Origin of the sequence: Synechococcus sp. MU1642 (genome assembly GCF_020514115.1) — a bacterium.
Taxonomy (GTDB): domain Bacteria; phylum Cyanobacteriota; class Cyanobacteriia; order PCC-6307; family Cyanobiaceae; genus Parasynechococcus.
The window spans coordinates 44,205-68,001 of sequence record NZ_VTKZ01000008.1 but is presented as its reverse complement, the minus strand read 5'-3'; the positions used below and the strand labels follow the sequence as shown (position 1 = coordinate 68,001).

Below are 23,797 nucleotides of genomic sequence, written 5' to 3'. Positions count from 1 at the left end.
TCAGATCGGGGAGGAGAGCAGGGACCCATCACTGGCGAGTTGCAGGGTCTCAGCCAGTTCCAGTTCGATGGCGATCAATTCGTCCCGATGGGCCCGTAGACGAATGGCGCTGCCCTTTCCCTCTGGGGCCGGTAGCAATTGCAGCTCCAGGGCTTCTGTGCGAGCTGCTCGTCGCGTGTATAGGGCGCCAGCCAAAGGGCCCAAGCCGATAAGCAGAAGAGGCCACCAGTGCAGTTGAGGTGCCAGCTGCCGCAGGACCAAGCCGAAGCAGGCGGAGCCAATGGCCGCCAGTCCCGACAGCAACACGGCTAGGGGTTGGCTGGAGGCCACTTTCCCCTTGAAGCGGAGCACCTGCCGCTCTGCATTGCCGCCATCTCGGCTCCAACCGCGGTCTTCCAGCCAGGTGCTGAGCCCATCGAGCACGGTGATAGGGGGGTGGGGGGATACAACGTCCACCACTGTGGTTCGGTCTTTGCTGGCTGCACGCAGAAAGAACACCAGACCAATCGCCAGCAGGACAGTCAGCAGGAGGGTGGATTGGAATCCTGCAGGCATGGCATTCAGGTGGTGGCAACCCTTTTTAAGCCTTTCGCAGGGAGAATCGCTTAGTTCAAAGCGAACCGGTGGGAGTCCAGCCAGCTGCGCCAGGGCTGCATCAGTCGTTCGGCTTCGCCGCGTGCGTCGGATTCAAGATGCAGCATGCGCCGGGGCCGTCCGCGACTCGGGCAGCGTTGGGTGTAAGTGCTGATCGAGCCCTGTTGCTCAAGGAACTCCAGGGCCTGTTGCAGGACGGTTTCAGAAAGCCGCAGTTGTGGCTCCTCCCGGATCAGTTTCTGCAGAAGTGCGGATGGGTAGTTGTCGTCTTTGAGCAAGCACTCGAGGATCCAGCAGACAGCCAGTTCCAGGTCGAGGAATTGCGGTGGCGGCTGATGGAAGTACTGCTCGATGTCTGCCAGACAGGTGCGCGAAGGCTTTCTGCGAGAGAACACAGGCGCGGGATAACTTCACCAATCAAAAACGATCTCATTTCGAGATTCAAGAGGAGAGTATTGAGACTTGCTGTGGAGGCGGTTGGCGACACTGGCTCCATCCCTTCCTGAAGTCATGGCTGAGAAGTCGTCATCCCCAGCGGAATTCGCCGTCTTTGATCGCGATCTCGATGCAGCTTGGACGGAGCGCTACCTGCAGTCCCTGCGGCTTGCCGTTGACACTGAAGCGATGGGGCTGATCCATGGGCGCGATCGGCTTTGCCTGGTTCAGATTGCCGACGCCGAGGACCGTGTGGCCTGCGTCCGCATTGGCCTGGGCCAGACCGAGGCACCTAACCTCAAGCGCCTGTTTGAGGCGTCCAACGTTGAGAAGGTTTTTCACTTCGCCCGTTTCGATGTGGCAGCTCTTGCGGCCGGTTTGGGGATTGCAGTGAATCCCGTGTTCTGCACCAAGGTCGGCAGTCGGCTCGGCCGCACGTATACCCCCCGCCATGGCCTTAAGGATCTGGTGATGGAATTAGTCGGTGTCGAGCTGGACAAGGGTGCCCAGAGCAGTGACTGGGGCCGGGTGGACGAACTCACGGATGTCCAGCTGGCCTATGCCGCTAACGACGTCCGCTACCTTCTGCCAGCCAGAGAGCGCTTGGAGCAGATGTTGCGGCGGGAAGGGCGTTGGGATCTGGCGCAGCGCTGTTTCCAATGCGTTCCGGTGGTTGCCGAGTTGGATCGACAGCGTTTTCACCAGATCTTTGAGCACTGAGCCTGGAGCTCAGTCTTCCAGCATGAAGTTGCCGTCGCCTTCGCTGTTCTCGAGCAACGCGTCCAGCTGGCGGGCGTGGACACCGTTGTCCTTGTCGAGGGCGGCCAGCATGGATTCAGCCATCGCTCGCCGTCCTTCCACATCGCGGTGACCTTCACGGGCCGCGGCCTGTTCCACCTGGCGCCGGGCACTGGCAAGGCTGATGCTCAGTCGACTGGCCAACTGGGCACAAAGTTTGACGAGGGTGGGGTCCTGAATCGCGGCCATCGCAATCAACCGGGGACCTTCAGTATCCGTTGAAGCGATCCAGGATCAGTCTTGCGAGCTGATCGCTTCCCCCTGCTGGCCCCATCCGCTGCGTACCGATCCGTCCCAGGTGGGAGCGGAGTGCCGGGTCAGCCAGGAGGTATTCGAGTCGTTTGGTGAGCTCGGATTCGTCAGGGCACGGACGAACGGCTCCCCCCAGCAAGCGGCTCTGACGGCGGGCGAAGCCCGGCTTGAACTGCGGCCCTGGTCCCGGTAGGGACAGGGCAGGAACGCCCAGGCCTACCAATTGTTCCGTCGCCGTTCCGGCGGTGGCGATACCGACTTCTGCCCAGCCGGCCCATCGGTCAAAGCAACCTCGCCCGATCAGCACCAAGCAGGCTCCTTTCACCCAGCAGGCTTCGGCAGCCAGTTGGTCCGAAGGCGGAAGGCTGCGTCGAAAACCCAGTTGTTCAAGACTGTCGCTCAGGGCCTCTGCATCGGGTTGGGCGCCCACGGCCACGAGCAGTGCCATCGGTACACGCCCGGGCAGCGCCATGGCGCTGCGCACCAACCGCCTCAGGTTGCGCTGGGCCTCCGGCATGCGACTTCCGCAGAGCAAGAGCACCCGGCGGCAGCGTTCCAGGGCCGATGGCAGCGGTTGGATTTGAAGGCCATCCATCATCGGATTGCCCAGCGCCAGAGCACCCACGCCCTTGCGTTGCAAGCCACGGGCCGTGAGCCGATCTCGCATGGCCACCAGTTGACAGCGCCGCGAGCGCATCAAGCGCCATTCCCAGGGATCCCACTCACTGCCTTTGAGCCGGTGGTAAAAGTCACTTTTGGCCCGTCCGGGACCGCTGAGCCAGGTGTAGTCGCTTTTGGGAGTGCCGATGAAGCCGAAGGGAGCGCCACTGCTCCATGCCATCAGCAGTGGCAGCAAATCGCCGACGGCAAGGATTGATTGGCGCTCACGCCCCAGGCGGCGCACCAACCGCCATTGGCTCCAGCTCAGGCTGGGGAGTCCAGCCCTGACGTCTGCCAGCAGACCTTTCAGGCTTTGGTTGCTGAAGCCACCGCTGGGTAGGGCCGCTTTCGGCCCCAAGCGTGTCAACCATCCTTGCTGAACTGCTGCATCAAACACCCGGCCGGAGCCCACCAGAGGAAGCACAGTTAGGGGGCGTCGCGGTGCGCGCCGATGGACGGCTTGGATGATCCGCAGGGTGATCAGATCTTCCCCATGGCCATTGCAGAGAAACAGCAGGGAGCCAGGGGCATGGCTGATACGATCCCCCAATGGGGACGGCTGTTCCCGGGTGGCGGCATGGCCAAGTGGTAAGGCAGAGGATTGCAAATCCTTTATCCCCAGTTCGAATCTGGGTGCCGCCTTTGAATCCTCATCACAATTGAGCCTCCGCGCTCATGCCGGCAACGTTGCGTGAGTGACTCTCGCAGCTGATGGTGTCCGCATCAATCCGGCAGCGACCTTGAGCGGTTCGGGTTGCCGGTAGGCCCGTGGGGAGTCCCCTGGCATCAAAGCGGACCCATGACGTGCTGAGCAGGCTCCCATCCCAGCGGCGTGAATCCAAGCGGCAGCCAGAGTTGTCGCAGCTGAGCGGACTGCCTTGGTCTCCATCAAGGCTGACGAAGCTCAACTGGTAGCTGCCGCCCATTACTTGATCGTCTCCGATGAAACGAAGCCGCAGGCCGCGGCTTCCGTTGGCGTTGATCTGCAGGCGTTTGCAGGCCAGAGGACGCCCCCCGACGACGATGCGGCAATGCGCAGGCCTGTGCTCCAGACGGCCAAAGGCCGGCGATGGATTGCCCGTCGCCGGAACGGCGAACAGCAATGACGCCATCCACAGGTGGATCATCAATAATCGCTATCGGCGACGCACATGCCCAGGCAGCGAATGCCGTTGCTGGCGGTTCTGCGGCAGTGGTTGCAGAGGATGCGTTCTTCGTCTGCGGTTGATCCCTCCACGGCCTGATCGGTCGATGTCGCAGGTTCCTGTGTGGGGGATGCGCTCATCATGCAGCGGGGCAGGTCGACAGCGATCATGGCTGGAAGCAGCATTGCCCCGTTGAACGGCATCGGTTTCGGCACCTGGGCCTGGGGTAACAAGGCAGTTTGGGGATACGACCCCCAGCGGGACGACACTCGACTTCGTGCCACGTTTCGACAGGCCCTCAGCTCTGGGCTCAACTTGGTCGACACCGCGGATTCTTATGGAACGGGGAGCCTGAGTGGACGCAGTGAAGCGCTGCTTGGCGACTTCATGGCCGAGTTGCCAGCCCTGCGCCGATCCCAGTTGACGGTGGCCACGAAGTTGGCCCCATTCCCCTGGCGATGGGGGCGTCGGGGCTTTGATGCTGCCTTCGAGGCCAGTCGATCGCGGCTCAAGGGGCAGCTGCGGCGCGTGCAATTGCACTGGAGTACGGCGCGTTACGCCCCCTGGCAGGAGAAAGGCCTTCTCGATGGTTTGGCTGAGCTCGTTCTGGCTGGCCGGGTGGACGAGTTGGGGCTGTCCAACCTGGGCCCTCAACGCCTGGTGTTGATCCATCGCCGTCTGTTGGCACGCGGCGTTTCCCTCCGCAGCGTTCAGGTGCAGTGTTCGCTTTTGGCGCCTGCGGATGATCAGCTGCGCGAGTTGATCGCTGTCAGCAGGGACCTTGATGTGGAGGTATTGGCCTACAGCCCTCTGGCTTTCGGCGTGCTGGGTTGTGCGCCCGGGGCTGAGGAGAGGGGCCCTGACACCTGGTTGAGGGCCCGTTTGTTTCGGCGCCTGCTTCCGGTCAGTCTTGAGTTGCGCAGTGAGATCCAGGCCATCGCGATCGAACGCGGGGCATCGATGGTTCAAGTTGCTTTGAACTGGTGCAGAGCTCTTGGTACAACACCGATCCCGGGGCTGCGAACTCCAGACCAGGCCAGGGATGTTGCCGCTGCACTGCAATGGTCGATGTCACCTGAGGAGCGTCAGCGGTTGGATGAAGCCCGGATCCGTTGCAGCGAGCGTATGCCCGCCAATCCCTTTCAGAGTCGCTGAGTGTTGTGCTCAGGCCTCCGAGGCGGATTCAGGTGCTGGGCTCACCACCACCGGGAGGCTGTCCCCGTCATTGCGAATCGGAATGACCTTGTCCTGTGAGGGTTCCAAGCGTGTGGGGGCAGGGGGAGTGTCCTGTTGCTGGGCGCAGGCGGCGAGGGCTTCCTGCAGCAAGGAATCAAACGTTGCCCCGGGCAGTCGATGCCGGGCGACTTCCAAAAAGGTGCGCGGAAGCGATTCGCCTGCAGCGCTCCTCAGAGCAGGGTTGTTCTGGCGATGATCCTGCTCGTCCTGAATGGCGCGGATGAACCGGCGTGTGACGTCACGTTTGGTGGACGCCTTGATCAGAGTGTCGCGCTCCTGAGGACCATGACTGAGCTCCTGCTCCATGTCTTGAATTCGCCGTTCGAGACTTTCCAAAACCTCCTGGGCTTCCTTGCAAATGTGAGCTAGTTGCCCATCCGACAGGTGGGGCATGTCGGCCACGAAGACCTTGCCGTGATCACGGAGGGTGAGAAATGTTGGTCGTGCGCCCTGCCTGTAGCCCTGTTGCCTGTCCTGGCCTGAAGGCAAAGGGCGTCTGGGAGGAACTGGCCCTGCAGACGATCGACGGCGCGTAATGCGCTGGGGCTTATCAAAAGGCATTGAAAAAAGATGTATTGGCGTCGCTATCGGAAAAAGTTCCGATGTGCATAGACGAAGCTTATTCGATCCCTTCTGGGCCGGTGCTCTGCTGCGGTAAACCCGTCTGAAACTGACGCAATCAGGCGGGCACACCTTCGAGAACAGCGGCGCTGCCTGGGGTGTTGGAGGTCACGTTGCCAATCACCCAGGGCTGATGGTTCTTGCTTCGGCAGTGCTCGATCACAGCGGCTTCGCTCCCCGCCGGCACCACGAGGCAGAAGCCGATGCCGAGGTTGAACGTGTGCCAAAGGTCCCGTTCGGGAATGTCCCCGGCCTCCTGCAGCCAATGGAAGAGGGGTGGCCTCGTCCAGCTAGAGGCATCGATGCGCGCAGAGCAGCCCTCCGGCAGGCAGCGCGGAAGATTTTCCGGTAGCCCCCCGCCGGTGATGTGGGCCATGCCGTGGAGCTCGCATCCGCTATGCAGCAGGTGCTGCACCAGGTCGGCATACAGGGTTGTTGGCGCCAGCAAGTCGCCGATCAGGGGGCGCTGGTCGGCGCCATACACAGTGTTCGCATTTGCGTTGGCCTGTTCCAGCACCTTGCGCACCAGGCTGAAGCCGTTGCTATGCACGCCGCTGCTGGCCACACCGATCACGCTGTCGCCAGGCTGAATGCGTTGGCCGTCAATGAGCTCGTCTTCTTCGACGACGGCCACGCAAAAACCTGCGAGATCGTAACGCCCCTGGGGGTAAAACCCTGGCATCTCGGCCGTTTCGCCGCCAAGCAGGGCGCAGCCGCTTTGCCTGCAGCCATCGGCGATTCCTTCAACAACTTCGGCCATTGCCGATGGTGCTATGGCGCCGGTGGCCATGTAATCCAGAAAAAAGAGCGGCGCGGCTCCCGACGTGATCACGTCGTTGACGCACATTGCCACCAGGTCGATGCCCACACCGTGATGGCTGCCATGTTCCTGGGCTAGTTCCAGTTTGGTCCCGACGCCATCGGTGCCCGACACCAGCAAGGGCTTGCGCAATCCGGGTGGAAGACGCATCAGTCCGCCAAAACCGCCGAGGCCACCGATGACCTCCGGACGGTGGGTGGCTTCCACAGACGCCTTGATGCGCTGCACGAACGCGCGCCCGGCTTCGACATCAACTCCAGCGCTCTTGTAATCCATGGAACGAATCCGATGCACCGATCCTGCAATGCCGCGGAGCCTGTGCTGCTTTGTTTGTCGTCACAGCATCTGATTGGCTGTGCTTATCCACTTTTTGCTTGTGGCTTATGTGCGGGGGCTTGGGTTCTGGCGTTGATCTGCCAGTCGGTACGGGGATTGCGCCTAGCGGCGGGCTTGGGTGGCTGTGCCGGTAAGGTCAATGAAGGCCAGTTTTCTTTCGATAGCGGTTTTTTTAGAGTCACAAACAATTTTTAAGAGAACACGCCTCGTCTCCGGAGTTGCGAGTTCTTCTCCATGTCTTGGTCACTCCGCTCTGTATGCGAGTCCTTATGACGATGGCCACGCTCTCCGGAGCAATTACAGGGAGTTCGGCACTCCTACCGGAGGTGGCCAGTGATTTCCTCTCGGTCAACGGAACACAACCCATTGACGTCCTTGATCTGGTCGCTGAGCCACAGGCTTCCGAGCTCCAGGCAATGCTCTTCCCTGCGGAGGTCAAACCGGTCGTTGCGCCTCCAGTTGCCGAACTTCCCAAACCGAAGTTGAAGGTCTTACCTGAAGTTGTGAAGGTCATCACTGGGGAGGCCAGTTGGTATGGCCCCGGTTTTTATGGCAACCGCACTGCCAATGGTGAGGTCTACAAGCCCGGCACGATGACGGCGGCTCACCGCACGCTTCCTTTTGGAACGAAAGTGCGCGTGACCAACCTCTGGAATGGGCGTACAGCCGTGATTCGCATCAACGACCGCGGACCTTTCATTGATCACCGAGTGATCGACCTTGGCCATGGCGCTGCCTCTGATCTTGGTTTGATTGCCTCTGGAATCGCCCAGGTCAAGCTTGAGGTGCTGCGCTGAGCTGCGTTGTTCTGTCCACCCAGCCCGAGCTGGAGAGCTTCCGGGTCAACCTCAGTGGACCCCTGCAATTTGTGCCCACCATGGGGGGGCTTCATCAGGGCCACGGTGAACTAATTCGCCTCGCTGCTGCACAGGGGCCTGTACTGGTGAGTGTGTTCGTCAACCCACTCCAATTCGGGCTAGCTGAAGACTTTGATCGCTACCCGCGAACGCTTGAAGCGGATCGGGTTTTAGCCGAACGCTCTGGCGCCCATGCCCTCTGGGAACCGAGTGTCGATGCCATCTATCCAAGTGGGATCCAGTCAGCGGTATCGCGCTCAGCACCGGCAGATCTGCAGACCCAGCTTTGTGGAGCCTCCCGTCCAGGTCACTTCGATGGTGTGGTCACGGTCGTGGCCCGGCTACTTCAGCTGGTGGAGCCGTCTTGCCTCTGGCTGGGTGAAAAGGACTGGCAGCAGCTGGTGATCCTGCGCCGGCTAGTGGCCGATCTCGATGTGGACGTAGCAGTCCGGGCCGTTCCCACCGTTCGTGAACTTGATGGTCTTGCCTTGAGCTCCCGCAACAAGTACCTCACCTCTGCTGATAGGGCTCAAGCCGCTGCTCTGCCGTCGGCGTTGCGCTGTGCCGATCCCACCGATCCCGAAACCTCAGTGCGCCTGAGCCTCGGTGAAGCAGGCCTTGAGGTGGAGTATGTAAAGAGGGTCGACCCCTACACACTTCAGCCCTGTGGCTCTGAAACGGCCATCTCACTGTTGGCAGCGGCGGTGCGTTGCGGGACGACCCGATTGATCGATCACGTCTTTCTGATGACCCGCCAGCCTCTTGTTGCCATTGATGGTCCTGCCGGTGCTGGCAAAAGCACCGTCACCCGGGCCTTTGCTGAGCAGATGGGGCTGGTCTACCTCGACACGGGCGCGATGTACCGATCGGTGACCTGGTTGGTGCAACAGAACAGCGTGGACCCCCAGGATGCTGCGTCCATTGCACCGCTGTTGAACGATCTCGACCTTCAGCTGCGGTCGCTGCCTGGTGGAGGCCAGCAGGTGTTGGTGAACGGGCAGGACGTGAGCGACGCGATTCGCTCGCCGGACGTCACAGCATCGGTTTCGGCTGTGGCCGCGCACCGTTGCGTCAGGCAAGCGCTGACCGCTCAACAGAAAGCGATGGGTGCAAAGGGTGGTTTGGTGGCAGAGGGCCGCGACATCGGCACCGCTGTTTTCCCGGATGCTGATCTGAAGGTGTTCCTCACGGCGACGGTTGGTGAGCGGGCCCGGCGCCGGGCTCTTGATCTGGAGCAGCGGGGCTTCCCGGTGCCTGAGCGATCTGAGCTCGAAGCACAGATCGCCGAACGGGATCACCTCGACAGCTCGCGTGAGGAGGCTCCTCTGGTGCAGGCGGGGGACGCGGTGGAGCTCGTGACCGATGGCATGAGCATTGAGGCTGTGATCGATGCCCTGGTGGGGCAGTTCCGCTCTCGGGTGGCCGAAGAGGCCTGGCCTACGCCGGCGGGCTGAGTTCGTCGAGCAGGTTGGTGCAGGCGTCCTCGAGCAGATCGAGCACATGCTCGAAGCCCGCCTCGCCCCCGTAATAGGGATCAGGCACCTCGGTTTCGGAGAATCCCCGGGCGTAGCTGAGCATTGGCTTGATGCTGGCCGTTGCTCGAGGACCGGCTTCTCGAGCCAGTCCTTGGACGGCCGTGAGATTGTCGTCGTCCATGGTCAGCACCAGATCGAAACTCGAGAAATCGTTGAGGCTGATCTGTCGTGCGCGGCTGGGCAGCTGAATGCCGCGACGGTTGGCTGCATCCTGCATGCGTCGGTCCGCCGGATTGCCCACATGCCATCCGCCCGTTCCGGCGGAATCCACCACGAACTGATCACTGAGGCCACGCTCTTCAAGCAGATGCAGGAAGACGCCTTCGGCCGCTGGTGAGCGGCAGATGTTGCCGAGGCAGACGAACAACAGTTTCTGGGTCATCCGGCGTTAAGGCGTTGGAGGGCTTTCAGAGCCCGCAGCTGCACCACCCTGACACCCTCCGCATCGGACGCGAGCTGGTTCAGTGCGGCCCGGCCCTGTTCGGCCAGGTGTGTTGACACAGCTGCGCTGTACAAACGTTGCTCGAGTCCGTAGACCGCTGCGTAACGCACCACCCACTCGTCGTCTCGTACGGCTTTGAGCAGTCCCTCGAAACAGCGCTCAAGCTGATCGTGCTCTGCGTCTTCACTGAGCTCCAAGTCCGCCAGGCCACGGGTTGCGGAGCGCCGCACGCTCGGAGCGATGTCTGCTTGAAGGGCATGCTCCAGGAGGTCAAGACCCCGTGGATCCCGCAAGGCGGCAATCACCTTCACCACCCAGGCCCGTGCGCCGTAATTGCGGGCATCCAGGCTCACCAACAGCGTTGGAACGATGTCCGGTCCCAGTTGAATCAGCCCCTGTGTTGCCACGGCTGCCACCGCCGGATTGTTGAACCCCAGCACCTTCACGAGCGGTTTGGCGGCCTCAAGGTCGTTCAGCGCACAAAGGGCTTGCGTTGCTTTCACCAACTCAGGGGTGCTGGTGGCCCGCTCGAGCTTCTGAAGCGCCTGGTCCAATGCTGAGGTGGTCATCAGAGCAGTTCGTCCATTGCATCGAGGACGTCATTGGGGTTGTCGTTACGTTCTGCCAATGCCCGGAGTGCAACCAGCTTGAGGCTGGGTTCCACGGCAGCCGAGCGGATCGATGGCACGGCGGCGAGCCAGCCGGTGGCGCCTAGATCGAGCAGCGCGCCACGGCGCACCAGGGGTTCTGGATGGTTAAGCAGCTTTTTCAGTTCCATACCCCACTGATCAAGACCAGTCAGCTGCAGCAGCGCTCGGCAGGCCGCTGATCTGATCAATGGCCGAGGGTGCTCCGTGAACGGCTGAATCACGGCGAGATTGCTGTTGCTGCCATCACCAATGTCACCGAGGGCTTCCAGCAGCGCTTCACAGGGTTCGTTGAGCAAGGGGGTTGAGGGTTGCTCAGCTCCTGCTCCCTCCAATCCACTGGCCAGCAATGCACGGATGCCTTCAACAGCCCCACAGCTGCCCATGGCACCAAGCGTGCGGACCACCTCCTCCCGCACGGTGTAATCGTTGCAGTGCAACAGCGCCAGAAGAGCTTTTTCTGCTCTCTTATCCCTCAGCAGACCTAAAGCACGGATCGCGTTGAGAGCGACACCGCGTTGCTCTGGATCAATCGGCGCGGCGTCAAGTGCCGCAAGAGCTCTGAGCAGAAGAGGGATGGTATCAGGGTGCTGGCTGCGCATCTTCCCCAGCCACCAGGCGGCGTAGTACTGCGCCGAAGGGTCCTCCGTCTGGCGGAGGTCCTTGATCACCTGCGTTTCACTCAGCGGTTCCATCACACCCAGGCTGATGCCATGTCGGCCGTCCAGCTTTGGGTTCGCCTGAACCGGAACGGTCCTGCCACCGAGCCCCAGCGGCGCTCATTCGTTTCCGGGTCATGGCCGCGATCAAGGGTCGAGAGGGAGTCTCCCTCCAAGTGAAAGCTGCTCACCAGCACTGTGTCTTGGCCATTCCGTTGCACGATGCACTTGCAGCCGGGTTCCATGGTGCCGTGGTAGCCGTCTGGCTGTTCGAGCACTTGGTAGTGGCACTGATCCACGCTGATCAGGTCACTGTCCTGAATGGCAAGGCGGAGTTGCGGATCAAACATGGCTCCGGCGAAGCGTTCCGGGTCTCGGAGGACGTGATTCCAAAGCTTGATGGCGCCGGAGGCCTGCTCTTCAGCGCGGATCATGCGCAACCGGTAAGGATGCTTCGGATCAACGGCATAGGTCTGTTCGAGCAGGATTGACCCCGGACGTAGCTGTATGAGCGGGCGATACCTCAGAAAGATGTGGGCATAAAGGGGAGGGTTGTCGAAGGCTTGCTGCTGGTTGCTGTATTCGCCGCAGAGCAGGTTGAGAAAACGCCGAACGTTGGGGGTGATCACAGCGCTCTGATGGGGCCGAAAAAGAACAATAAAAAAAGCCCCCCGAGGGGGGCTTGGAACGCAACGTCAACTGATCAGATCAGGGCGTTGATGGCGTAGTCGATATAGCTGTTGGCTTCGGTAGCAGCGTCGCCGCTGAGGCCGTGGTTGGCCTTGATGTGCTTCAGAGCTTCCACATACCAGGAGGGGGAGAGCTCGAAAGTGCGGTTGATCTCGTCAAGACCAGCGATCAGGTAGTCGTCCATGGGGCCGGTGCCACCAGCGACCAGGCAGTAAGTGATCATGCGCAGGTAGTAGCCCACGTCACGGGAGCACTTGGCTTTGCCTTCGGGGGTGGCTGAGTAGTTCGGCCCAGCCATCTGGGTGGTGTAGGGGAACTTGGTGTAAACGGCTTGAGCCGCTCCGTTCACCAGGGAATCAGCTTTGCTGGTCAGAGCTTTGGCAGCTTCGAGGCTGGCCTTGGCGCGATTGAAACGACCGGAGGCAGCTTGAACCTCGGTGTTGCTCAGGAAACGTCCCTGAGAGTCAGCTGCTGCAACAGCTTCGGTGAGAGGGGTTTTCATTGGTTAGGAGAAATTAAGACGTCGAATCAACGCGTCGATCAGGCGACGGAAGCTGCGGCTTTGTCGAAGTAGGTGCCGATTTCGCTGCTCAGGGAGGCGCAGTCACCAGCTGAGATGCCAGCTTTGTCGTTGACGAGTGCCAGAGCGGCTTCCTTCATCAGGTTGACTCCTGCTGCAACCGAAGCACCGGGAGTGCCTAGGGCCAGGTAAGTCTCGCGCAGGCCATTCAGGCAGCGGTCTTCCATCACGGAAGAATCACCTGTGAAAGCGGAGTAGGTGACGTAACGCAAGATGATCTCCATGTCGCGCAGGCAAGCAGCCATACGACGGGAGGTGTAAGCGTTACCGCCAGGGGAAATCAGTGAAGGCTGTTGGGCGAACAGCTGACGAGCGGCCGAAGCAACGATGCTGGAGGCGTTGCTGGAGATGCGGTTAACGGCATCCAGACGCTTGTTGCTGTCGGAAACCATGGCAGCGAGGGCGTCGATCTCGCTGGTGCTGATGAATTGTCCCCGGGCATCGGCCTGGGCGACAACCTTGGTGAAGGCGTCGAACATGGTTGTTGTTCCTGTGAACTACGTCTGGAGCGGGAATCTCAGACTTGAAAGGGATGGTCGAAGGCTATTGCCTTCATCCCGTCGCCCGCGATTCTGGCCAACAGCTCGGGAGCCACCCGAAAGCTGTTCATAATGCTTAACTCCCTTGCGGCGACAAGGAAGTGGCGGTGGCTCCTTCGAGGTCAAACAGCACGCCGTGGATGTACGACTCCGTCCATTCACTGCCGTAAAACCGCGTCAACATGCCGCGGGCTGGATCTTTCTCGGCGCGGTAGGCGGTGTAGCGCTTCTGACCCGAGAGCAGGTGTGCAGCACGCTCATTGTCAACGGGCTGCGCCGCCACCACCAACTCTAGGTAAAGCTGTAGGTAGTCCGCAAAAGCCGGACGGATTACGGCGTCAATCAGCGCATCGCCTTCCTCCCCAAGAGGAATCCTGGTCCAGAGAAAGGCAGGTGAGAAATATGGCTGTGCCTCGTCAGGAATGGGCCCTCCATCGGGCAGTTCGGCGCGCCAGCGCTCGAACAGCGGCATCAGTCGCTGCCAAACCGGGCCCGTGTGATCCGGATCTTTCTTGTCGACAGGCTGCAAATCCAGAGCGAGCAGGTGCCCGTTGGGAAGCGTTACCAGATCGGCTCCGAAAAAAGGAAGATCAAAACGACTGCTGGGATTGATCACGAAGTTGAGCACCGATGCAGCTGCACCAGCCTCAACGCAGGCACAGCGCACTTGGCGAAGCTTTTCAGTCGAACACGCCCAGGTTGCAGTTCTGACCGGCACAGGTTTCGCCTTGGATCCTGTGCTGCCCTCTTTCTGTAGAAATCGTTCCGCAATTGGATAAGGATTTGGCTGCAGAGAGCTCAGCGCCGCAACGGCGGTATCGAGAAAAGGCTGCCAGCGCCATCCGGGGATCTGGACAGGATCAAGACTCGTCGTGCGGAGAGGGAGGGTCATGTGGGCTGGCTGGCGGGGAAGAGAAATTCGTGCAGGAAACGATCGGACCATTTACTTCCGAAATGACTGGTAAATAGACCGTGTGCAGGATCTCTCTCTGCACTGTAAATATCATAATTTTTCTGTAGTTGTTCCACTTCTATGGGGTTAATGGAAGAAGGGGTTTTCACGGCCTCATCGTGTAAATCCCAGTAGGTTTTTAGAAAAGCGCTAAAAGCTGAGGGTAGCGATGATGTCGCCTGTTCTGCTCCGCCCCGGCAGAACAGCAGCCATGAGGAAAAGTATTGATTTGGATCAAAGGAACGCATGGTCTCCTCACCGTTGAGATCCGGAAATTGAGCGTTGAGTGACTTCAGTCCATCGAAGTAGCGCTCCAAGTAGTTTTTGTCTTGAACAAGTGGTTGGAAATCAAGAACAGCAACCAACTTCTGCTTGGCGCCGAACCAGAGCAGATCAACTCCCATTAATGGATGGTCGTAGGTGTATTCGGGATAGGCAACGGAATTCAGGACCTGCAAGCTGTCGCCAGCATCCAACCGGGTAACGCGCCACCTCCGAAAGCCAGGCACGTCCCACAGCCAGCTTTTGATGGTGCTGGAGCGTTTGGATGATTGATTGTGCTCAAGTCCATGAGGAACCTCAATGGGTACTGCGCCCCGAGCTTTGATTCCTGAAAGCAATTCCTCAAGAAATGGATCAAACATGGTGATCAGTCGTTACCTGTTGAAGACGCCATGGCCAGTTGTTGTGCCCGCTGGGTGATATCTGAAATTTCAGCATCAGTAGGGCACCGAAACTCGGTGCAATATGTGGTCATTGCAACACCATCCAAGCACTGAACAGAACTGACTCTCATCCTGATTTGATCGGTCACAAACCAGCAGCGTTCAATACCAATATTGGTGTCATATCGCGTCGTTATCGTCACGACGCCGTCGTCTGCGAAGTTGTAAGTGCTTAAAACAGATTGCTTTTCAACATATCCAACATCTCGAAGTAGAAATCCCTTGCGGGGGTCTTCATTGTCAGGAACGTCGATAACTACTGCAGCGTAATCATCGTTGCGGACGCCTTTCTTGATATTGCTTTCCCACCAAAATCGGGCTCCACCTGAGCTGTCTTCGGTTTTAATGTTCAAAGAATTGCAGATATTAGTGACGACTGGGTCATCTGCATTAAATGGTTCAATTACTAGATTCGAATCCGCAGCTTCGTCATCCTGATAGTCGTGGTGATGAACAGCGCGCCTGTTTAGCCAAGTCCCGCGGCTGGCTTCAAAGAAATCCGCCATTGTCATCGGCGGGGAAAGTGTCTGCACCATTGGTTTGCGCTTTGAAGAAAGTTAATTAATACAGGCGAACCGGTAAAGTATTATTTTGGCACTTCAAGGCTGAATCTGCTGTGCATTCCTCTGTGCAACAAGCTGTGACATCACTTCGTCGAGTCTTTGAAGCTCTGGATGTGCTGCAACAGTTGCGTCAATCTTCTTCTGGGATAAGCGCAGTTTTTTGCCTAAACCAACTACATCTTGAAACAGTCTTTCCCTGTAGGCAGCTAATTCATCGATGGACTCTTGCAACTCCTCGAGGCTAGGTAAATCGGACGCTGCGTTGTCCATGAATCTGTGATTAAGCCAAAAGATCCTAAGCCTGTTCGATGCCTGCCCAAGGCGTTTGTGAACCTTTGCTCAGGTTTACGTCACTAAAAGAAGAATTGCCCTCGGATCGGCCTAATTCCTAGGGCGCCAACCGGGGTATTTGGCCCAAGGTGACAAACTTTTGCGTAAAGGGGTCTGTTTGACGAACCCTGCTGATAACTGAGTTTAGCCTGTGTCAGCGCTTCCACCACCCTTGGGTCTCTGGGCTTTTAAGTCCTGTTCACCCGGCGGTTTCCGAAGCACTGCATCCCCAAAACTGTCTGGCCCCCAATGCTCGACGCATTCTCCCGCACAGTCGTCAGCGCTGACGCCAAAACTGCACCTGTTGGTGGTAGCGATCTCGCTAGCCTCCGCTCCTACGTGCAAGATGGCAACAAGCGTTTGGACGCTGTGAATGCCATTACTTCCAACGCCTACTGCATCGTCTCCGATGCAGTCACCGGCATGATCTGCGAAAACACAGGTCTGATCCAGGCTGGCGGCAACTGCTATCCCACCCGTCGGATGGCTGCATGCCTTCGCGATGGTGAGATTGTGCTTCGCTACATCAGCTATGCACTGCTTGCTGGTGACGCTTCCGTGCTGGATGACCGTTGCTTGAATGGCCTCAAGGAAACCTATATCGCTTTAGGTGTTCCTACCCAGTCTGCTGCCCGTGCGGTCGCGATCATGAAATCCGCTGCTACGGCTCTGATTGGTCAGACCAACTCTCCTGCCAGCGGTGGTGCTAAGTACCGCAAGATGGAAACCACTCAGGGCGACTGCTCTGCACTGGTTGCTGAAGCAGGTTCTTACTTCGATCGTGTGATTGGCGCAATCAGCTGATCTGCGGACGATCAAGTCTTCTCTCCTCACCTTCTCAGCACCTTTTACCTAAGGATCTCAAATGAAATCCGTCGTCACCACTGTTGTGACCGCAGCTGATGCAGCCGGTCGCTTCCCTTCCCAGAACGATCTTGAGGCTGTTCAGGGCAACATCCAGCGTGCAGCTGCTCGTCTGGAAGCTGCTGAAAAGCTGGCCGCCGGTCTGGACAATGTCACCCGTGAAGCAGGTGATGCTTGCTTCAATAAGTACGCCTATCTGCGGCAACCCGGTGAAGCCGGTGATAGCCAAGTGAAGGTCGACAAGTGCTATCGCGACCTCGGTCACTACCTGCGCTTGATCAACTACTGCCTCATCGTTGGTGGTACTGGTCCTCTCGATGAGTGGGGTATTGCAGGAGCACGTGAGGTGTATCGCACCTTGGGTCTTCCCACCAACGCTTACATCGAAGCTCTGACTTACACTCGCGATCGCGCATGTGCTCCTCGCGATATGAGCCCTCAGGCTCTTAACGAGTTCAAGAGCTATCTTGATTACGCGATCAACGCTCTGTCTTGATCACTTCAAGATTTTAGGAAAAAAAGGGGGGGGAGCAATTGCTCCCCCCCTTTTTTATGTCGCCCAGATGGAAGACCAATGCTCACCCATCACAGATGAGCTGAAATTCCATTAGATTCTTTAAAGGTGGAATTTTTCTATGACGACGTTTGTTCTATCTCATAACTTACAGGTTCAATCAGATCTCGTGCCTGCATTGGATTTTGAACTGCTTGCTCAAGAACTCAAATCTCTTTCAAAAAATATTTCTTCAACAGCAGTTCTTAATCACCCTCATTGGAAACTTTTAATAACATCTGATTTATCGCCGCAAGATATGGCTGCTGATTTAGTGCAAACTTGGTCTGAGTACCGTCGTCAACTCGGACACGAAATGAACCACTTTGTCCTGGCATTGGGTGGAAGGAAAGACTCCCAAGCTTCTCCTGGAGCTCCACTCCAGGAGGGATATTGGGGTGTTGATTTGGTTGAAACGTCTGATAAAACCGTGTTTCTTCAAGCGATCAACTGGGAGGCTCTTAAAGCTGGGCGATCCGAAGATGCGATTTTTGAAGTCTCCTCGAGAGCCTCATAGATTTTTATCAGGCTTGTTTCCGGCGATTCCTACGTCGGCTAGAGGCGCTTTTATGCTTGTTTGCCTCTGGCTTTTCGGAATCAGCTTTTTCTTTCTTGTTAGGAGTGTTGTCTTTTTGGGGTGTTAATTTCTCTACTAGTTTCCGAACCTTGGATGTATGAGGTTGCTTTTTAGGTGCTGGTATCGAAGGCTGATCCGCTGCGCTCCAGCCAACAGATGTTATCGGTGTATTGCAACTTCTAAAAGATTTCATCCATTGAGCCATGAACCGGGTGTCAATGGAAATTGTGTGGGAAGTTGAGGGCCTGCATCCGTCCATCACACCAGTGGAAACATGGATCAATCGTCCTGGGAAAGGTCCCATTTTTTCGTAGTGGCTTAGAAGAATTTTGCCTCCGGTGTCGTCTGATGGCAAGCTTGCTATTACTTTCTTATCCAGACAGGCCCCATTGAATTACGCACCTCAAGTAGAATCCTTCGAATGTTGACCATTACTGATGACTGGTCTTTTCGATAATATTCATGCTGGTTTGCATCAACAGGGAGCTGTTGATATCTTGTCTAAAGAAGTTGATGTTCTTGAGAATGAGAGTGATTATTATATGGCTGTTTCTCATTTGATTAATTTTCCTGGCCCGATAACAAGCAAAGCGTTATTAGCTTTTCTTGATAAGTGCTCTGAAGATGTACCAGTAGGTCTTGCCCAAAGAAAAGCTGTAGAAGTTCTTGCGCGATTAGGGGTTGCAGAGGCTACGCCCAAAATTGCTAGTTTTTTAGGCAGCTCTGATGTGTATATGGTCGAGAATGCTGCTTGGGCATTGTCTCGTTTGAATTGTCAAGATCCTGAAGTGCACCAACATATGATTAATTTGTTGAATGATGCTAGCCAGAATCAAAGAGTCTTAATTCAAAGTCTTTCAAAGCTTTCTGTTAAATCAGCAATTTCGACTATTTCTGTTCACACAGCCCATGAGAAGACTTCGGTCCGCGGTGCCGCCATCGCTGCCATGATTCATCTATCTGGAGATCAATCCCATCTGGCTGATCTTTCAGATCATTTGTATGGCTCCAATCAAATGGATCGCCAGTCGGCTGTGCAGGATGTGATCGATGCGAATGCTGTTGAGCTTTTGTCTGATTTGATGGAAGCACCAATATCGCCTGCATTTCGCATGCGAGCTGTGAGATCTTTTTTGATTAACCCGTCAAACAAACTCTCCGATAATGATGCACTATCAGCGGTGGATCAAATTTTGGTTGACGATCCTCGTATGATCACTGTCCTCCATCATTACGGCGATCCTTTGTCTACGGAGCTACTGATTGACGGCTTGTTCCATCCCGATTTTAGTCGTTGCTATCTTGCCATGCAGGCACTAATGAAATGTGATGCCCAAGAGATTTGGAATGCTATTGAGAATTGCTGGAAAGATAAAGCTCACAATGACTATGGTGCACATTATTTTTTGATGAGATTATTTGGCCTTGTTGAAGGTTGGACAGACGAGGCATTGAGTCATATTCGCAAAATTCTCTCAGATGCTATTACAGATAAGCGGCCTCAATTTAGAAAATCACCCCCAGCTGCTTTGCTGTCATTCGCTAAGCTATTTCCTGGCCAATACAATTGTTTTCTGGATAATTGTTTGTCTTTAGAGAATAACCTTAGTTGGGATATGCGTTATGCAGGCCTCCTCCTGATCCAATCTGATCAGACCGAGCATCTTCAACTTCGATATCAATGTCAACTACAACATCTTGTCGAATCTGATGGCGACAGCTTGCTGCAACTAAAAGCACAGAGCATTCAGGATCGTGGTTGAGAACTAAGTGGCAATTCTTCATGCCCCATGACTTGAAATGCTAATATTGAACAATAATGATTTAGGCTTTTAAATGAGCGGCGATTCAAACATTCCTTCAGTTGATGCATTGTTTGAGGATCTAATGCATCCCAACCCTAGGATTCAAGAAGAAGCTTGTTTGATTCTTTCTGAGAACTATCGGGAAGAGGCGTTACCAAGATTATTGGATCTCTTCTGTCATCATGATCCTAAAGTCTATAGAGCGGCTGTTAAAGGTGTTGGTTTTTTTGGGAGCTCTGCGTTTGATCCCTTGATCGAACTCTATGCAACAACAGAGAATCAAACTGCAAGGCGTTGCTGCCCTAAGGCCTTTGTGCAGGTGTTCAAAAACTTCCCAGATCAGCCGTTTCCTGATTCAGTCATGGAAATGCTGGAACAAGGGATAGATGATTCCGATATGGTTGTCGTGCAGGGTGCACTGATGTGTCTTGGTCAGATCGGTAAGCAACAATTTAAGTCTGAAGAGGCAATAAAGATTCTAGTAAGTTCTCTTAGCAGTCAAAATGTTGCTTTAATTTTTAGTGCATCTCAGGCTCTTGCCGATATTCCCAATCCTTTAGCAGAAGATGCTTTACGTTCACTGCAGACCAATAATACGGATCCTTTGATTCAGGAAGCAGCTCAATCTGCGTTGGCACGACTTCAGACTTTATTAAACACAAAGAGTTAGCCTATTTTCTCTATCGATTTACTGTTTTTACCCCTTCGTAATAGCCTCCAGCACGGAAATCAAAACGCTCTACCTTGTCCTCTTTAGTGCAAGTCGTCTGTGAATAATGAAGCAGTGTGCTGAATCCTTCTGGCACCATCTTGGGGCATAGTCTCCCGACATCATTAGCAAATGGGCAGAAGTAAACTCCTGCCCACCGATTCAGGAAACGACCCTTTATTTCATCCGAAAAGATAAATCCATGTTCATTTGCAAGCCTGAGGATTTGCTCGGGCTCCGCTTCCTGGAAAAGCGCTCTAAATGTTAAGTCTTCTTCTAGAACTTGAAGAAAGCGTATGAATTCAGCACGTGACATGAAGAATCAGCATCATATCCATATTTTATCAGCAATTATCCGCTTCTTATCAGAGTTGTTTGACTTATTTAGGGTTCACCACGCCAACAATAACTTTGTATGGCACTGCACTTTTCTTGTGCTGATCCTATGTGGACAACGAATTGAACCGGGCGCGATTCGATGATTGGATAAATCGTCATTGGTTTGAATTCAATCAACGACTACTTGTCTATATTTGATTAATTGTAGTGGTTTATTCTTCTTAAAATAGATATCCACCAATTATCAATTTTTGCGTTAGATAGGTCACTTCTTATCAAGCTAGGTAGATCAATCAATTCTTCTGTTAAAAATGAATATACGCATGTTGCATGGTGCCGAGTTCTCAGAGATTTGATAATCTATTCTCGTGGATGGGTGAACAGCAGGCAATTGAATTGCTTTCTAAAAATATTAGGACTCTTGATAATCCTGGGATTAAGTATATTGCGGCGACAAGGTTGGGAGCCTGTTCTTCGCGAGATTCTCTGGATGCCTTAGTCGTAGCGGCTACTGGGGATAGAGACAATATCTTTGATGCTATTACACGCCGTAAATCTATTGAAGCACTAGGACGTCGCCGAGATCTTAGCACTCTGCCAACTATTTATGATGCCATGCGTAGTCGTGATGAGCAGACTATTGTTAATGCTGTTGACACGCTAATTAATTTTGGCATACCACTTGATACTCAGTTTAAATCTACTCTTTTTAAGATTATTGAAGATGGCTCAGATATACTTAAGCGTGTTGCAATTCAATGCTTTACACGCTTGGAGATGGACGACTCTTATGGCATCATTCACCAGCAACAGAACAATCAAAACCTATTGGTTAAAGGAGCATCAATAGCTTATTCAATAAGAGTTGAAGGTGACAAGAGTAAATTGCATCTCCTTGCAAATCAGCTCAAAGATACCAACGTTATTTATCGACGTTCGTCGGTTATTGATATTGGTGATGCTGGTGATCCGTCTCTTTTGCCGATCATTTCAAAAGTAGCAGTTTCAATGCCATTAAGAGCTAAAAGTGCATTTAAGATTATACCTAAAACTAAAACAGAATCGCAGAGAATTTTGATTAATCAAATGTTGCAGGATGATTCTCGTAATTTATTTCTTACCCAGGATTTCAATGCACCAAGTGATCTGCAAGAAGTTTGTGACCTGCTGAGACATAGAGATGAAGAGCATCAGTATTTTGCTGCAAAATCTTTATTTAGTTGGCCAGGATCCACGCTTGCAGATTCTATTAAATCTATCTGGGAGAATCATGGCTCCGATTATGGTGTTCACTATCAAGTAAATTGTTTGGTATCTCAGCTTGATTTAAAAGAATTATCATTCATAACGAAGGAATCATTGTTGGAGCCAGCTCCGCAGTATGCAAAATCAAAAATTGCAGCGACTTGGGGATGTTTGAAATTGGGTTTGTTGGAATGTCGTGCTGAAATTGAGAATTTATTAATGACATCTACTTGGGAGCCACTTCGATGGACTTGTGCAGAGGTTTTACGTAAGATGTAGAGACCATTCCTCTTTGCCATTCATTTATTTATATGGGTAATTTATATCTTCTCGACTTTTCTATGGTCTGACTTGGAAGTTCTCCGAATGCAGTGTAATAGCGCCGTGCATATCTCCCTTGATGTTTAAACCCATATTTAATTGCAATATCTCGAATTGAATATAGATTTAATTTCCGACGAGCATTTTGGTTAAGCATAATTCTCCTGGATTCCTCAAGTCTAATTTGTGTCATCAATTCTATGATTCCCATTCCAAAGTACTCCTGACATATACGATATAATGATGCTTGGCTTGTATTTATATGCTTGCATACTTCGAGCAATGACAGAGGGGATTCCATGGTCTTCTCACTATGTGCAAGATTAATGATTTCTCTTAATTGATCGACATGTTTTGGATTTTGACTATTTTGCTCAGTCATTGGTTCTTCTAGACATGCGATTACAAGATCAAAATATTTTTCTGGGTTCTGAATTCCAGCAGATACTTCTCTAGCAGCTAATCTCTTAAGTTGGTTTAGAGCTTTATTATTGCAATAAATCCCCTGATCACCCGTGAGTCGTTCAAGTCCATCATATGCTTTACAATTTTCGAGTAATTCAAATAGGTGCTGCTTTTCGAGCATGCAACCAGTACTAGAGCATTCGTTGTTATATTTTCCCCATGCATTTCCTGGTACCGAATTAATCGTGCCGAATCCAGCCAGGCTATTTTTTGTCATCTTAAATCCATCGCAATAGCCAAAGGCTCCTTGAGTATTCGCTTTTGGCGTAATCCAATTAAAATCAATAGTTATACCATTACCCCACCCCTCGTACAATAATGTTTTGTTGGCAGATATTTCTGCAAGTGCGACTTTATTAGTATTTGCTGTTTGCATAGTGTAGAAACCACTGCCACCTTCCAGTTGCGTTATTTTTGTGAGCTGGCCGAGTTTTGCAAGCTCTTCAGAGAGCTCCAGTGGATCACGATATTCAATAGATGTTTTCATGTATTACTCTCCCTGCCATGCACTAAACGAATATAAATTCTTATTGGAACGATCTATTGTTTGGCTGGGTGATTCTCCAAAATATGTGGAGTAGGAGGCTTCAAATTTTTTCCAGTTCTTAAAACCATAGTAAAGTGCGGTCCTCTTCTTTGTAAACTCTTTGAGGCCTGTTGAGGAATATGGAGTTAAAAAAGCCTTGCGGGTCTGTTCCAGGCGTACTCTTCTAACAAGCTCAATTACATCCATATTAAAGATTTCTTGGCATATAGTATTGAGAGACTCTGTTTTTGAATTCAAGTATTCCGTAATTTCGTCAAGTGTTATTGGTGGCATGCCAGCCCTATCTTCGTGAATTAGTTTGACCATGTCTTCTATTAGGTCCGTTGAATCGCATCGATGTGCATCATAGGTTGATTCATTATTGTCGTTGTCTAGGAATATGATTGCTAGATCGTAGAATGCATTTGGTTTCGTTGATGGCTGGCCATTAAAATGTCCATTAAATAATTTCTTGAGCTGAGCACTTGCATGATCATGCGAGTCAATTCCAATGCATTCCTCAAGCCTCGCATAGGCATTAAATGCATTTAATTTGTTGATTCTTTCTTGTAATTTATTCCATTTTAGGCTCATGCAGCAAAGCTCTTCGTTTGCTCCCACAATGTCCCAGATATTTCCTCCTGTTTTGTTTATCCGATTGAAGCCAGCAATGCTATTTTTTGTCATTTGGTGGCCGCTAATGATTGTCTGTGTCTCCGTTTCGTTTGTCGGTGATGTGTCTAGCCAGCAGAATGATACTGATTTTGTATTGGCTTCTTCCTCGTAGAGAAGAGTTTGGTTCGATTTAAAAATTTCAAGATGCACATCTTGAATTGGTGAGCAAGTGGTCTTCGTTTCGAGAAGGCCGGTGCTTAACTGAGTTACATTGCATGAGAAGTTGGATTTTGAGTGATATTCTTCAAAATGTGCTTTGCAGAACTCTTCCATCTCGAGCGTGTCGGAAAAAATATAATTGC

Annotated in this window: 31 protein-coding genes and 1 tRNA gene; 11 read left to right on the top strand and 21 right to left on the bottom strand. The window is 53.7% G+C overall.

The window, feature by feature from the left end; all coding sequences use genetic code 11:
• Together FZZ85_RS09040 and FZZ85_RS09035 are read right to left on the bottom strand one after the other, a co-directional pair.
• Positions 1-555, bottom strand: coding sequence for a cofactor assembly of complex C subunit B (locus FZZ85_RS09040; RefSeq protein WP_226414321.1), 555 nt, complete (start codon positions 553-555; stop codon positions 1-3).
• A 50-nt stretch (positions 556-605) separates the two neighbouring features.
• Positions 606-989 carry a helix-turn-helix transcriptional regulator gene (locus FZZ85_RS09035; protein ID WP_226414318.1) on the bottom strand — a complete coding sequence of 128 codons (384 nt, stop codon included), beginning with the start codon at positions 987-989 and terminating at the stop codon, positions 606-608.
• Between the two features lie 115 nt (positions 990-1,104).
• Here FZZ85_RS09035 and FZZ85_RS09030 point away from each other — a divergent pair, with 115 nt between their 5' ends.
• Positions 1,105-1,749 carry a ribonuclease D gene (locus FZZ85_RS09030; protein ID WP_226414315.1) on the top strand — a complete coding sequence of 215 codons (645 nt, stop codon included), beginning with the start codon at positions 1,105-1,107 and terminating at the stop codon, positions 1,747-1,749.
• Between the two features lie 9 nt (positions 1,750-1,758).
• On the opposite strand, the gene FZZ85_RS09025 is transcribed toward FZZ85_RS09030, so the two are convergent.
• Complete coding sequence (locus FZZ85_RS09025) at positions 1,759-2,016, bottom strand: hypothetical protein (RefSeq protein ID WP_226414311.1); 258 nt, start codon at positions 2,014-2,016, stop codon at positions 1,759-1,761.
• Between the two features lie 19 nt (positions 2,017-2,035).
• Positions 2,036-3,256, bottom strand: coding sequence for a lipid-A-disaccharide synthase-related protein (locus FZZ85_RS09020; protein ID WP_226414392.1), 1,221 nt, complete (start codon positions 3,254-3,256; stop codon positions 2,036-2,038).
• Between the two features lie 54 nt (positions 3,257-3,310).
• Between FZZ85_RS09020 and FZZ85_RS09015 the strand changes: the two genes are divergently transcribed.
• Positions 3,311-3,381: transfer RNA gene (locus FZZ85_RS09015), tRNA-Cys, on the top strand.
• An 11-nt stretch (positions 3,382-3,392) separates the two neighbouring features.
• On the opposite strand, the gene FZZ85_RS09010 is transcribed toward FZZ85_RS09015, so the two are convergent.
• On the bottom strand, positions 3,393-3,866 hold the full coding sequence (locus tag FZZ85_RS09010; protein WP_226414308.1) for a hypothetical protein: 474 nt from the start codon (positions 3,864-3,866) through the stop codon (positions 3,393-3,395).
• Positions 3,866-4,054, bottom strand: a complete 189-nt coding sequence (locus tag FZZ85_RS09005) for a hypothetical protein (RefSeq protein ID WP_226414404.1) — start codon at positions 4,052-4,054, stop codon at positions 3,866-3,868. The genes FZZ85_RS09010 and FZZ85_RS09005 overlap by 1 nt, the downstream gene beginning before the upstream one ends.
• Here FZZ85_RS09005 and FZZ85_RS09000 point away from each other — a divergent pair.
• Positions 4,053-5,039 (top strand): aldo/keto reductase, encoded by a 987-nt coding sequence (locus tag FZZ85_RS09000; RefSeq protein ID WP_226414306.1) that lies wholly within the window; start codon positions 4,053-4,055, stop codon positions 5,037-5,039. The two genes, FZZ85_RS09005 and FZZ85_RS09000, sit on opposite strands and share 2 nt — an antisense overlap.
• A 9-nt stretch (positions 5,040-5,048) precedes the next feature.
• Here FZZ85_RS09000 and FZZ85_RS08995 read toward each other — a convergent pair whose 3' ends face one another.
• Together FZZ85_RS08995 and purM are read right to left on the bottom strand one after the other, a co-directional pair.
• On the bottom strand, positions 5,049-5,681 hold the full coding sequence (locus FZZ85_RS08995) for a histidine phosphotransferase (protein ID WP_226414303.1): 633 nt from the start codon (positions 5,679-5,681) through the stop codon (positions 5,049-5,051).
• 118 nt (positions 5,682-5,799) lie between these two features.
• Positions 5,800-6,837: a phosphoribosylformylglycinamidine cyclo-ligase gene (purM, locus tag FZZ85_RS08990; protein WP_226414300.1), complete on the bottom strand. Its 1,038-nt coding sequence runs from the start codon at positions 6,835-6,837 to the stop codon at positions 5,800-5,802.
• A gap of 335 nt (positions 6,838-7,172) precedes the next feature.
• Between purM and FZZ85_RS08985 the strand changes: the two genes are divergently transcribed.
• Complete coding sequence (locus tag FZZ85_RS08985; RefSeq protein WP_226414297.1) at positions 7,173-7,694, top strand: septal ring lytic transglycosylase RlpA family protein; 522 nt, start codon at positions 7,173-7,175, stop codon at positions 7,692-7,694.
• A gap of 11 nt (positions 7,695-7,705) precedes the next feature.
• A complete protein-coding gene (locus FZZ85_RS08980; RefSeq protein ID WP_226414389.1) occupies positions 7,706-9,208 on the top strand; it encodes a bifunctional pantoate--beta-alanine ligase/(d)CMP kinase in 1,503 nt (500 codons plus the stop codon).
• On the opposite strand, the gene FZZ85_RS08975 is transcribed toward FZZ85_RS08980, so the two are convergent.
• The 10 genes from FZZ85_RS08975 to FZZ85_RS08930 form a co-directional block, all read right to left on the bottom strand.
• The gene (locus FZZ85_RS08975; RefSeq protein ID WP_226414293.1) at positions 9,192-9,671 is read right to left on the bottom strand and encodes a low molecular weight protein-tyrosine-phosphatase; all 480 of its coding nucleotides are present in this window, start codon (positions 9,669-9,671) and stop codon (positions 9,192-9,194) included. The two genes, FZZ85_RS08980 and FZZ85_RS08975, sit on opposite strands and share 17 nt — an antisense overlap.
• A complete protein-coding gene (locus FZZ85_RS08970) occupies positions 9,668-10,300 on the bottom strand; it encodes a HEAT repeat domain-containing protein (protein WP_226414290.1) in 633 nt (210 codons plus the stop codon). The genes FZZ85_RS08975 and FZZ85_RS08970 overlap by 4 nt, the downstream gene beginning before the upstream one ends.
• Positions 10,300-11,073: a HEAT repeat domain-containing protein gene (locus FZZ85_RS08965; protein WP_226414287.1), complete on the bottom strand. Its 774-nt coding sequence runs from the start codon at positions 11,071-11,073 to the stop codon at positions 10,300-10,302. Before FZZ85_RS08965 ends, FZZ85_RS08970 begins: the two co-directional genes overlap by 1 nt.
• On the bottom strand, positions 11,073-11,666 hold the full coding sequence (locus FZZ85_RS08960; RefSeq protein ID WP_226414284.1) for a chromophore lyase CpcT/CpeT: 594 nt from the start codon (positions 11,664-11,666) through the stop codon (positions 11,073-11,075). Before FZZ85_RS08960 ends, FZZ85_RS08965 begins: the two co-directional genes overlap by 1 nt.
• 74 nt (positions 11,667-11,740) lie before the next feature.
• Entirely contained in the window at positions 11,741-12,229 is a 489-nt protein-coding gene (gene cpcA, locus FZZ85_RS08955) for a phycocyanin subunit alpha (RefSeq protein WP_115080337.1), read from the bottom strand.
• Positions 12,230-12,267: 38 nt separating this feature from the next.
• Positions 12,268-12,786 (bottom strand): phycocyanin subunit beta, encoded by a 519-nt coding sequence (locus FZZ85_RS08950; protein WP_038551074.1) that lies wholly within the window; start codon positions 12,784-12,786, stop codon positions 12,268-12,270.
• Between the two features lie 136 nt (positions 12,787-12,922).
• On the bottom strand, positions 12,923-13,738 hold the full coding sequence (locus tag FZZ85_RS08945) for a phycoerythrobilin:ferredoxin oxidoreductase (protein ID WP_226414281.1): 816 nt from the start codon (positions 13,736-13,738) through the stop codon (positions 12,923-12,925).
• Positions 13,735-14,442 carry a 15,16-dihydrobiliverdin:ferredoxin oxidoreductase gene (locus FZZ85_RS08940; protein WP_226414279.1) on the bottom strand — a complete coding sequence of 236 codons (708 nt, stop codon included), beginning with the start codon at positions 14,440-14,442 and terminating at the stop codon, positions 13,735-13,737. The genes FZZ85_RS08945 and FZZ85_RS08940 overlap by 4 nt, the downstream gene beginning before the upstream one ends.
• A 5-nt stretch (positions 14,443-14,447) precedes the next feature.
• The gene (locus FZZ85_RS08935) at positions 14,448-15,059 is read right to left on the bottom strand and encodes a phycobiliprotein lyase (RefSeq protein WP_226414276.1); all 612 of its coding nucleotides are present in this window, start codon (positions 15,057-15,059) and stop codon (positions 14,448-14,450) included.
• Positions 15,060-15,122: 63 nt separating this feature from the next.
• Entirely contained in the window at positions 15,123-15,356 is a 234-nt protein-coding gene (locus FZZ85_RS08930; RefSeq protein WP_226414273.1) for a hypothetical protein, read from the bottom strand.
• Between the two features lie 309 nt (positions 15,357-15,665).
• On the opposite strand from FZZ85_RS08930, the gene cpeB reads away from it, so the two are divergent.
• The 5 genes from cpeB (at position 15,666) to FZZ85_RS08905 (ending at position 19,885) form a co-directional block, all read left to right on the top strand.
• The gene (cpeB, locus tag FZZ85_RS08925) at positions 15,666-16,220 is read left to right on the top strand and encodes a class 1 C-phycoerythrin subunit beta (protein ID WP_006850931.1); all 555 of its coding nucleotides are present in this window, start codon (positions 15,666-15,668) and stop codon (positions 16,218-16,220) included.
• 61 nt (positions 16,221-16,281) lie between these two features.
• Positions 16,282-16,776, top strand: coding sequence for a class 1 C-phycoerythrin subunit alpha (gene cpeA, locus FZZ85_RS08920; protein WP_006851808.1), 495 nt, complete (start codon positions 16,282-16,284; stop codon positions 16,774-16,776).
• Between the two features lie 139 nt (positions 16,777-16,915).
• Entirely contained in the window at positions 16,916-17,350 is a 435-nt protein-coding gene (locus FZZ85_RS08915) for a DUF2656 family protein (protein ID WP_226414270.1), read from the top strand.
• A 497-nt stretch (positions 17,351-17,847) separates the two neighbouring features.
• Complete coding sequence (locus tag FZZ85_RS08910; protein ID WP_226414268.1) at positions 17,848-19,173, top strand: HEAT repeat domain-containing protein; 1,326 nt, start codon at positions 17,848-17,850, stop codon at positions 19,171-19,173.
• 73 nt (positions 19,174-19,246) lie between these two features.
• Entirely contained in the window at positions 19,247-19,885 is a 639-nt protein-coding gene (locus FZZ85_RS08905; protein WP_226414265.1) for a HEAT repeat domain-containing protein, read from the top strand.
• A 10-nt stretch (positions 19,886-19,895) separates the two neighbouring features.
• Here the strand turns inward: FZZ85_RS08905 and FZZ85_RS08900 are convergent, their stop codons facing one another.
• Positions 19,896-20,240, bottom strand: a complete 345-nt coding sequence (locus FZZ85_RS08900) for a Nif11-like leader peptide family natural product precursor (RefSeq protein WP_226414262.1) — start codon at positions 20,238-20,240, stop codon at positions 19,896-19,898.
• Between the two features lie 395 nt (positions 20,241-20,635).
• Here FZZ85_RS08900 and FZZ85_RS08895 point away from each other — a divergent pair, with 395 nt between their 5' ends.
• Positions 20,636-21,787: a HEAT repeat domain-containing protein gene (locus FZZ85_RS08895; protein WP_226414260.1), complete on the top strand. Its 1,152-nt coding sequence runs from the start codon at positions 20,636-20,638 to the stop codon at positions 21,785-21,787.
• A gap of 28 nt (positions 21,788-21,815) precedes the next feature.
• Here FZZ85_RS08895 and FZZ85_RS08890 read toward each other — a convergent pair whose 3' ends face one another.
• Positions 21,816-22,781 (bottom strand): helix-turn-helix transcriptional regulator, encoded by a 966-nt coding sequence (locus tag FZZ85_RS08890; RefSeq protein WP_226414257.1) that lies wholly within the window; start codon positions 22,779-22,781, stop codon positions 21,816-21,818.
• A 3-nt stretch (positions 22,782-22,784) separates the two neighbouring features.
• Positions 22,785-23,768 carry a helix-turn-helix domain-containing protein gene (locus tag FZZ85_RS08885; RefSeq protein WP_226414255.1) on the bottom strand — a complete coding sequence of 328 codons (984 nt, stop codon included), beginning with the start codon at positions 23,766-23,768 and terminating at the stop codon, positions 22,785-22,787.
• Positions 23,769-23,797 lie beyond the last annotated feature (29 nt).

Coding starts and splice junctions, on each gene's coding strand:
- FZZ85_RS09040 (WP_226414321.1), bottom strand. CDS start 555: ATGCCTGCAGGATTCCAATCCACCCTCCTGCTGACTGTCCTGCTGGCG.
- FZZ85_RS09030 (WP_226414315.1), top strand. CDS start 1,105: ATGGCTGAGAAGTCGTCATCCCCAGCGGAATTCGCCGTCTTTGATCGC.
- FZZ85_RS09025 (WP_226414311.1), bottom strand. CDS start 2,016: ATGGCCGCGATTCAGGACCCCACCCTCGTCAAACTTTGTGCCCAGTTG.
- FZZ85_RS09010 (WP_226414308.1), bottom strand. CDS start 3,866: ATGATCCACCTGTGGATGGCGTCATTGCTGTTCGCCGTTCCGGCGACG.
- FZZ85_RS09000 (WP_226414306.1), top strand. CDS start 4,053: ATGGCTGGAAGCAGCATTGCCCCGTTGAACGGCATCGGTTTCGGCACC.
- FZZ85_RS09005 (WP_226414404.1), bottom strand. CDS start 4,054: ATGATCGCTGTCGACCTGCCCCGCTGCATGATGAGCGCATCCCCCACA.
- FZZ85_RS08995 (WP_226414303.1), bottom strand. CDS start 5,681: ATGCCTTTTGATAAGCCCCAGCGCATTACGCGCCGTCGATCGTCTGCA.
- purM (WP_226414300.1), bottom strand. CDS start 6,837: ATGGATTACAAGAGCGCTGGAGTTGATGTCGAAGCCGGGCGCGCGTTC.
- FZZ85_RS08985 (WP_226414297.1), top strand. CDS start 7,173: ATGGCCACGCTCTCCGGAGCAATTACAGGGAGTTCGGCACTCCTACCG.
- FZZ85_RS08975 (WP_226414293.1), bottom strand. CDS start 9,671: ATGACCCAGAAACTGTTGTTCGTCTGCCTCGGCAACATCTGCCGCTCA.
- FZZ85_RS08970 (WP_226414290.1), bottom strand. CDS start 10,300: ATGACCACCTCAGCATTGGACCAGGCGCTTCAGAAGCTCGAGCGGGCC.
- FZZ85_RS08965 (WP_226414287.1), bottom strand. CDS start 11,073: ATGGAACCGCTGAGTGAAACGCAGGTGATCAAGGACCTCCGCCAGACG.
- cpcA (WP_115080337.1), bottom strand. CDS start 12,229: ATGAAAACCCCTCTCACCGAAGCTGTTGCAGCAGCTGACTCTCAGGGA.
- FZZ85_RS08950 (WP_038551074.1), bottom strand. CDS start 12,786: ATGTTCGACGCCTTCACCAAGGTTGTCGCCCAGGCCGATGCCCGGGGA.
- FZZ85_RS08945 (WP_226414281.1), bottom strand. CDS start 13,738: ATGACCCTCCCTCTCCGCACGACGAGTCTTGATCCTGTCCAGATCCCC.
- FZZ85_RS08940 (WP_226414279.1), bottom strand. CDS start 14,442: ATGTTTGATCCATTTCTTGAGGAATTGCTTTCAGGAATCAAAGCTCGG.
- FZZ85_RS08935 (WP_226414276.1), bottom strand. CDS start 15,059: ATGGTGCAGACACTTTCCCCGCCGATGACAATGGCGGATTTCTTTGAA.
- FZZ85_RS08930 (WP_226414273.1), bottom strand. CDS start 15,356: ATGGACAACGCAGCGTCCGATTTACCTAGCCTCGAGGAGTTGCAAGAG.
- cpeB (WP_006850931.1), top strand. CDS start 15,666: ATGCTCGACGCATTCTCCCGCACAGTCGTCAGCGCTGACGCCAAAACT.
- cpeA (WP_006851808.1), top strand. CDS start 16,282: ATGAAATCCGTCGTCACCACTGTTGTGACCGCAGCTGATGCAGCCGGT.
- FZZ85_RS08915 (WP_226414270.1), top strand. CDS start 16,916: ATGACGACGTTTGTTCTATCTCATAACTTACAGGTTCAATCAGATCTC.
- FZZ85_RS08910 (WP_226414268.1), top strand. CDS start 17,848: ATGACTGGTCTTTTCGATAATATTCATGCTGGTTTGCATCAACAGGGA.
- FZZ85_RS08905 (WP_226414265.1), top strand. CDS start 19,247: ATGAGCGGCGATTCAAACATTCCTTCAGTTGATGCATTGTTTGAGGAT.
- FZZ85_RS08900 (WP_226414262.1), bottom strand. CDS start 20,240: ATGTCACGTGCTGAATTCATACGCTTTCTTCAAGTTCTAGAAGAAGAC.
- FZZ85_RS08895 (WP_226414260.1), top strand. CDS start 20,636: ATGGGTGAACAGCAGGCAATTGAATTGCTTTCTAAAAATATTAGGACT.
- FZZ85_RS08890 (WP_226414257.1), bottom strand. CDS start 22,781: ATGAAAACATCTATTGAATATCGTGATCCACTGGAGCTCTCTGAAGAG.
- FZZ85_RS08885 (WP_226414255.1), bottom strand. CDS start 23,768: ATGGAAGAGTTCTGCAAAGCACATTTTGAAGAATATCACTCAAAATCC.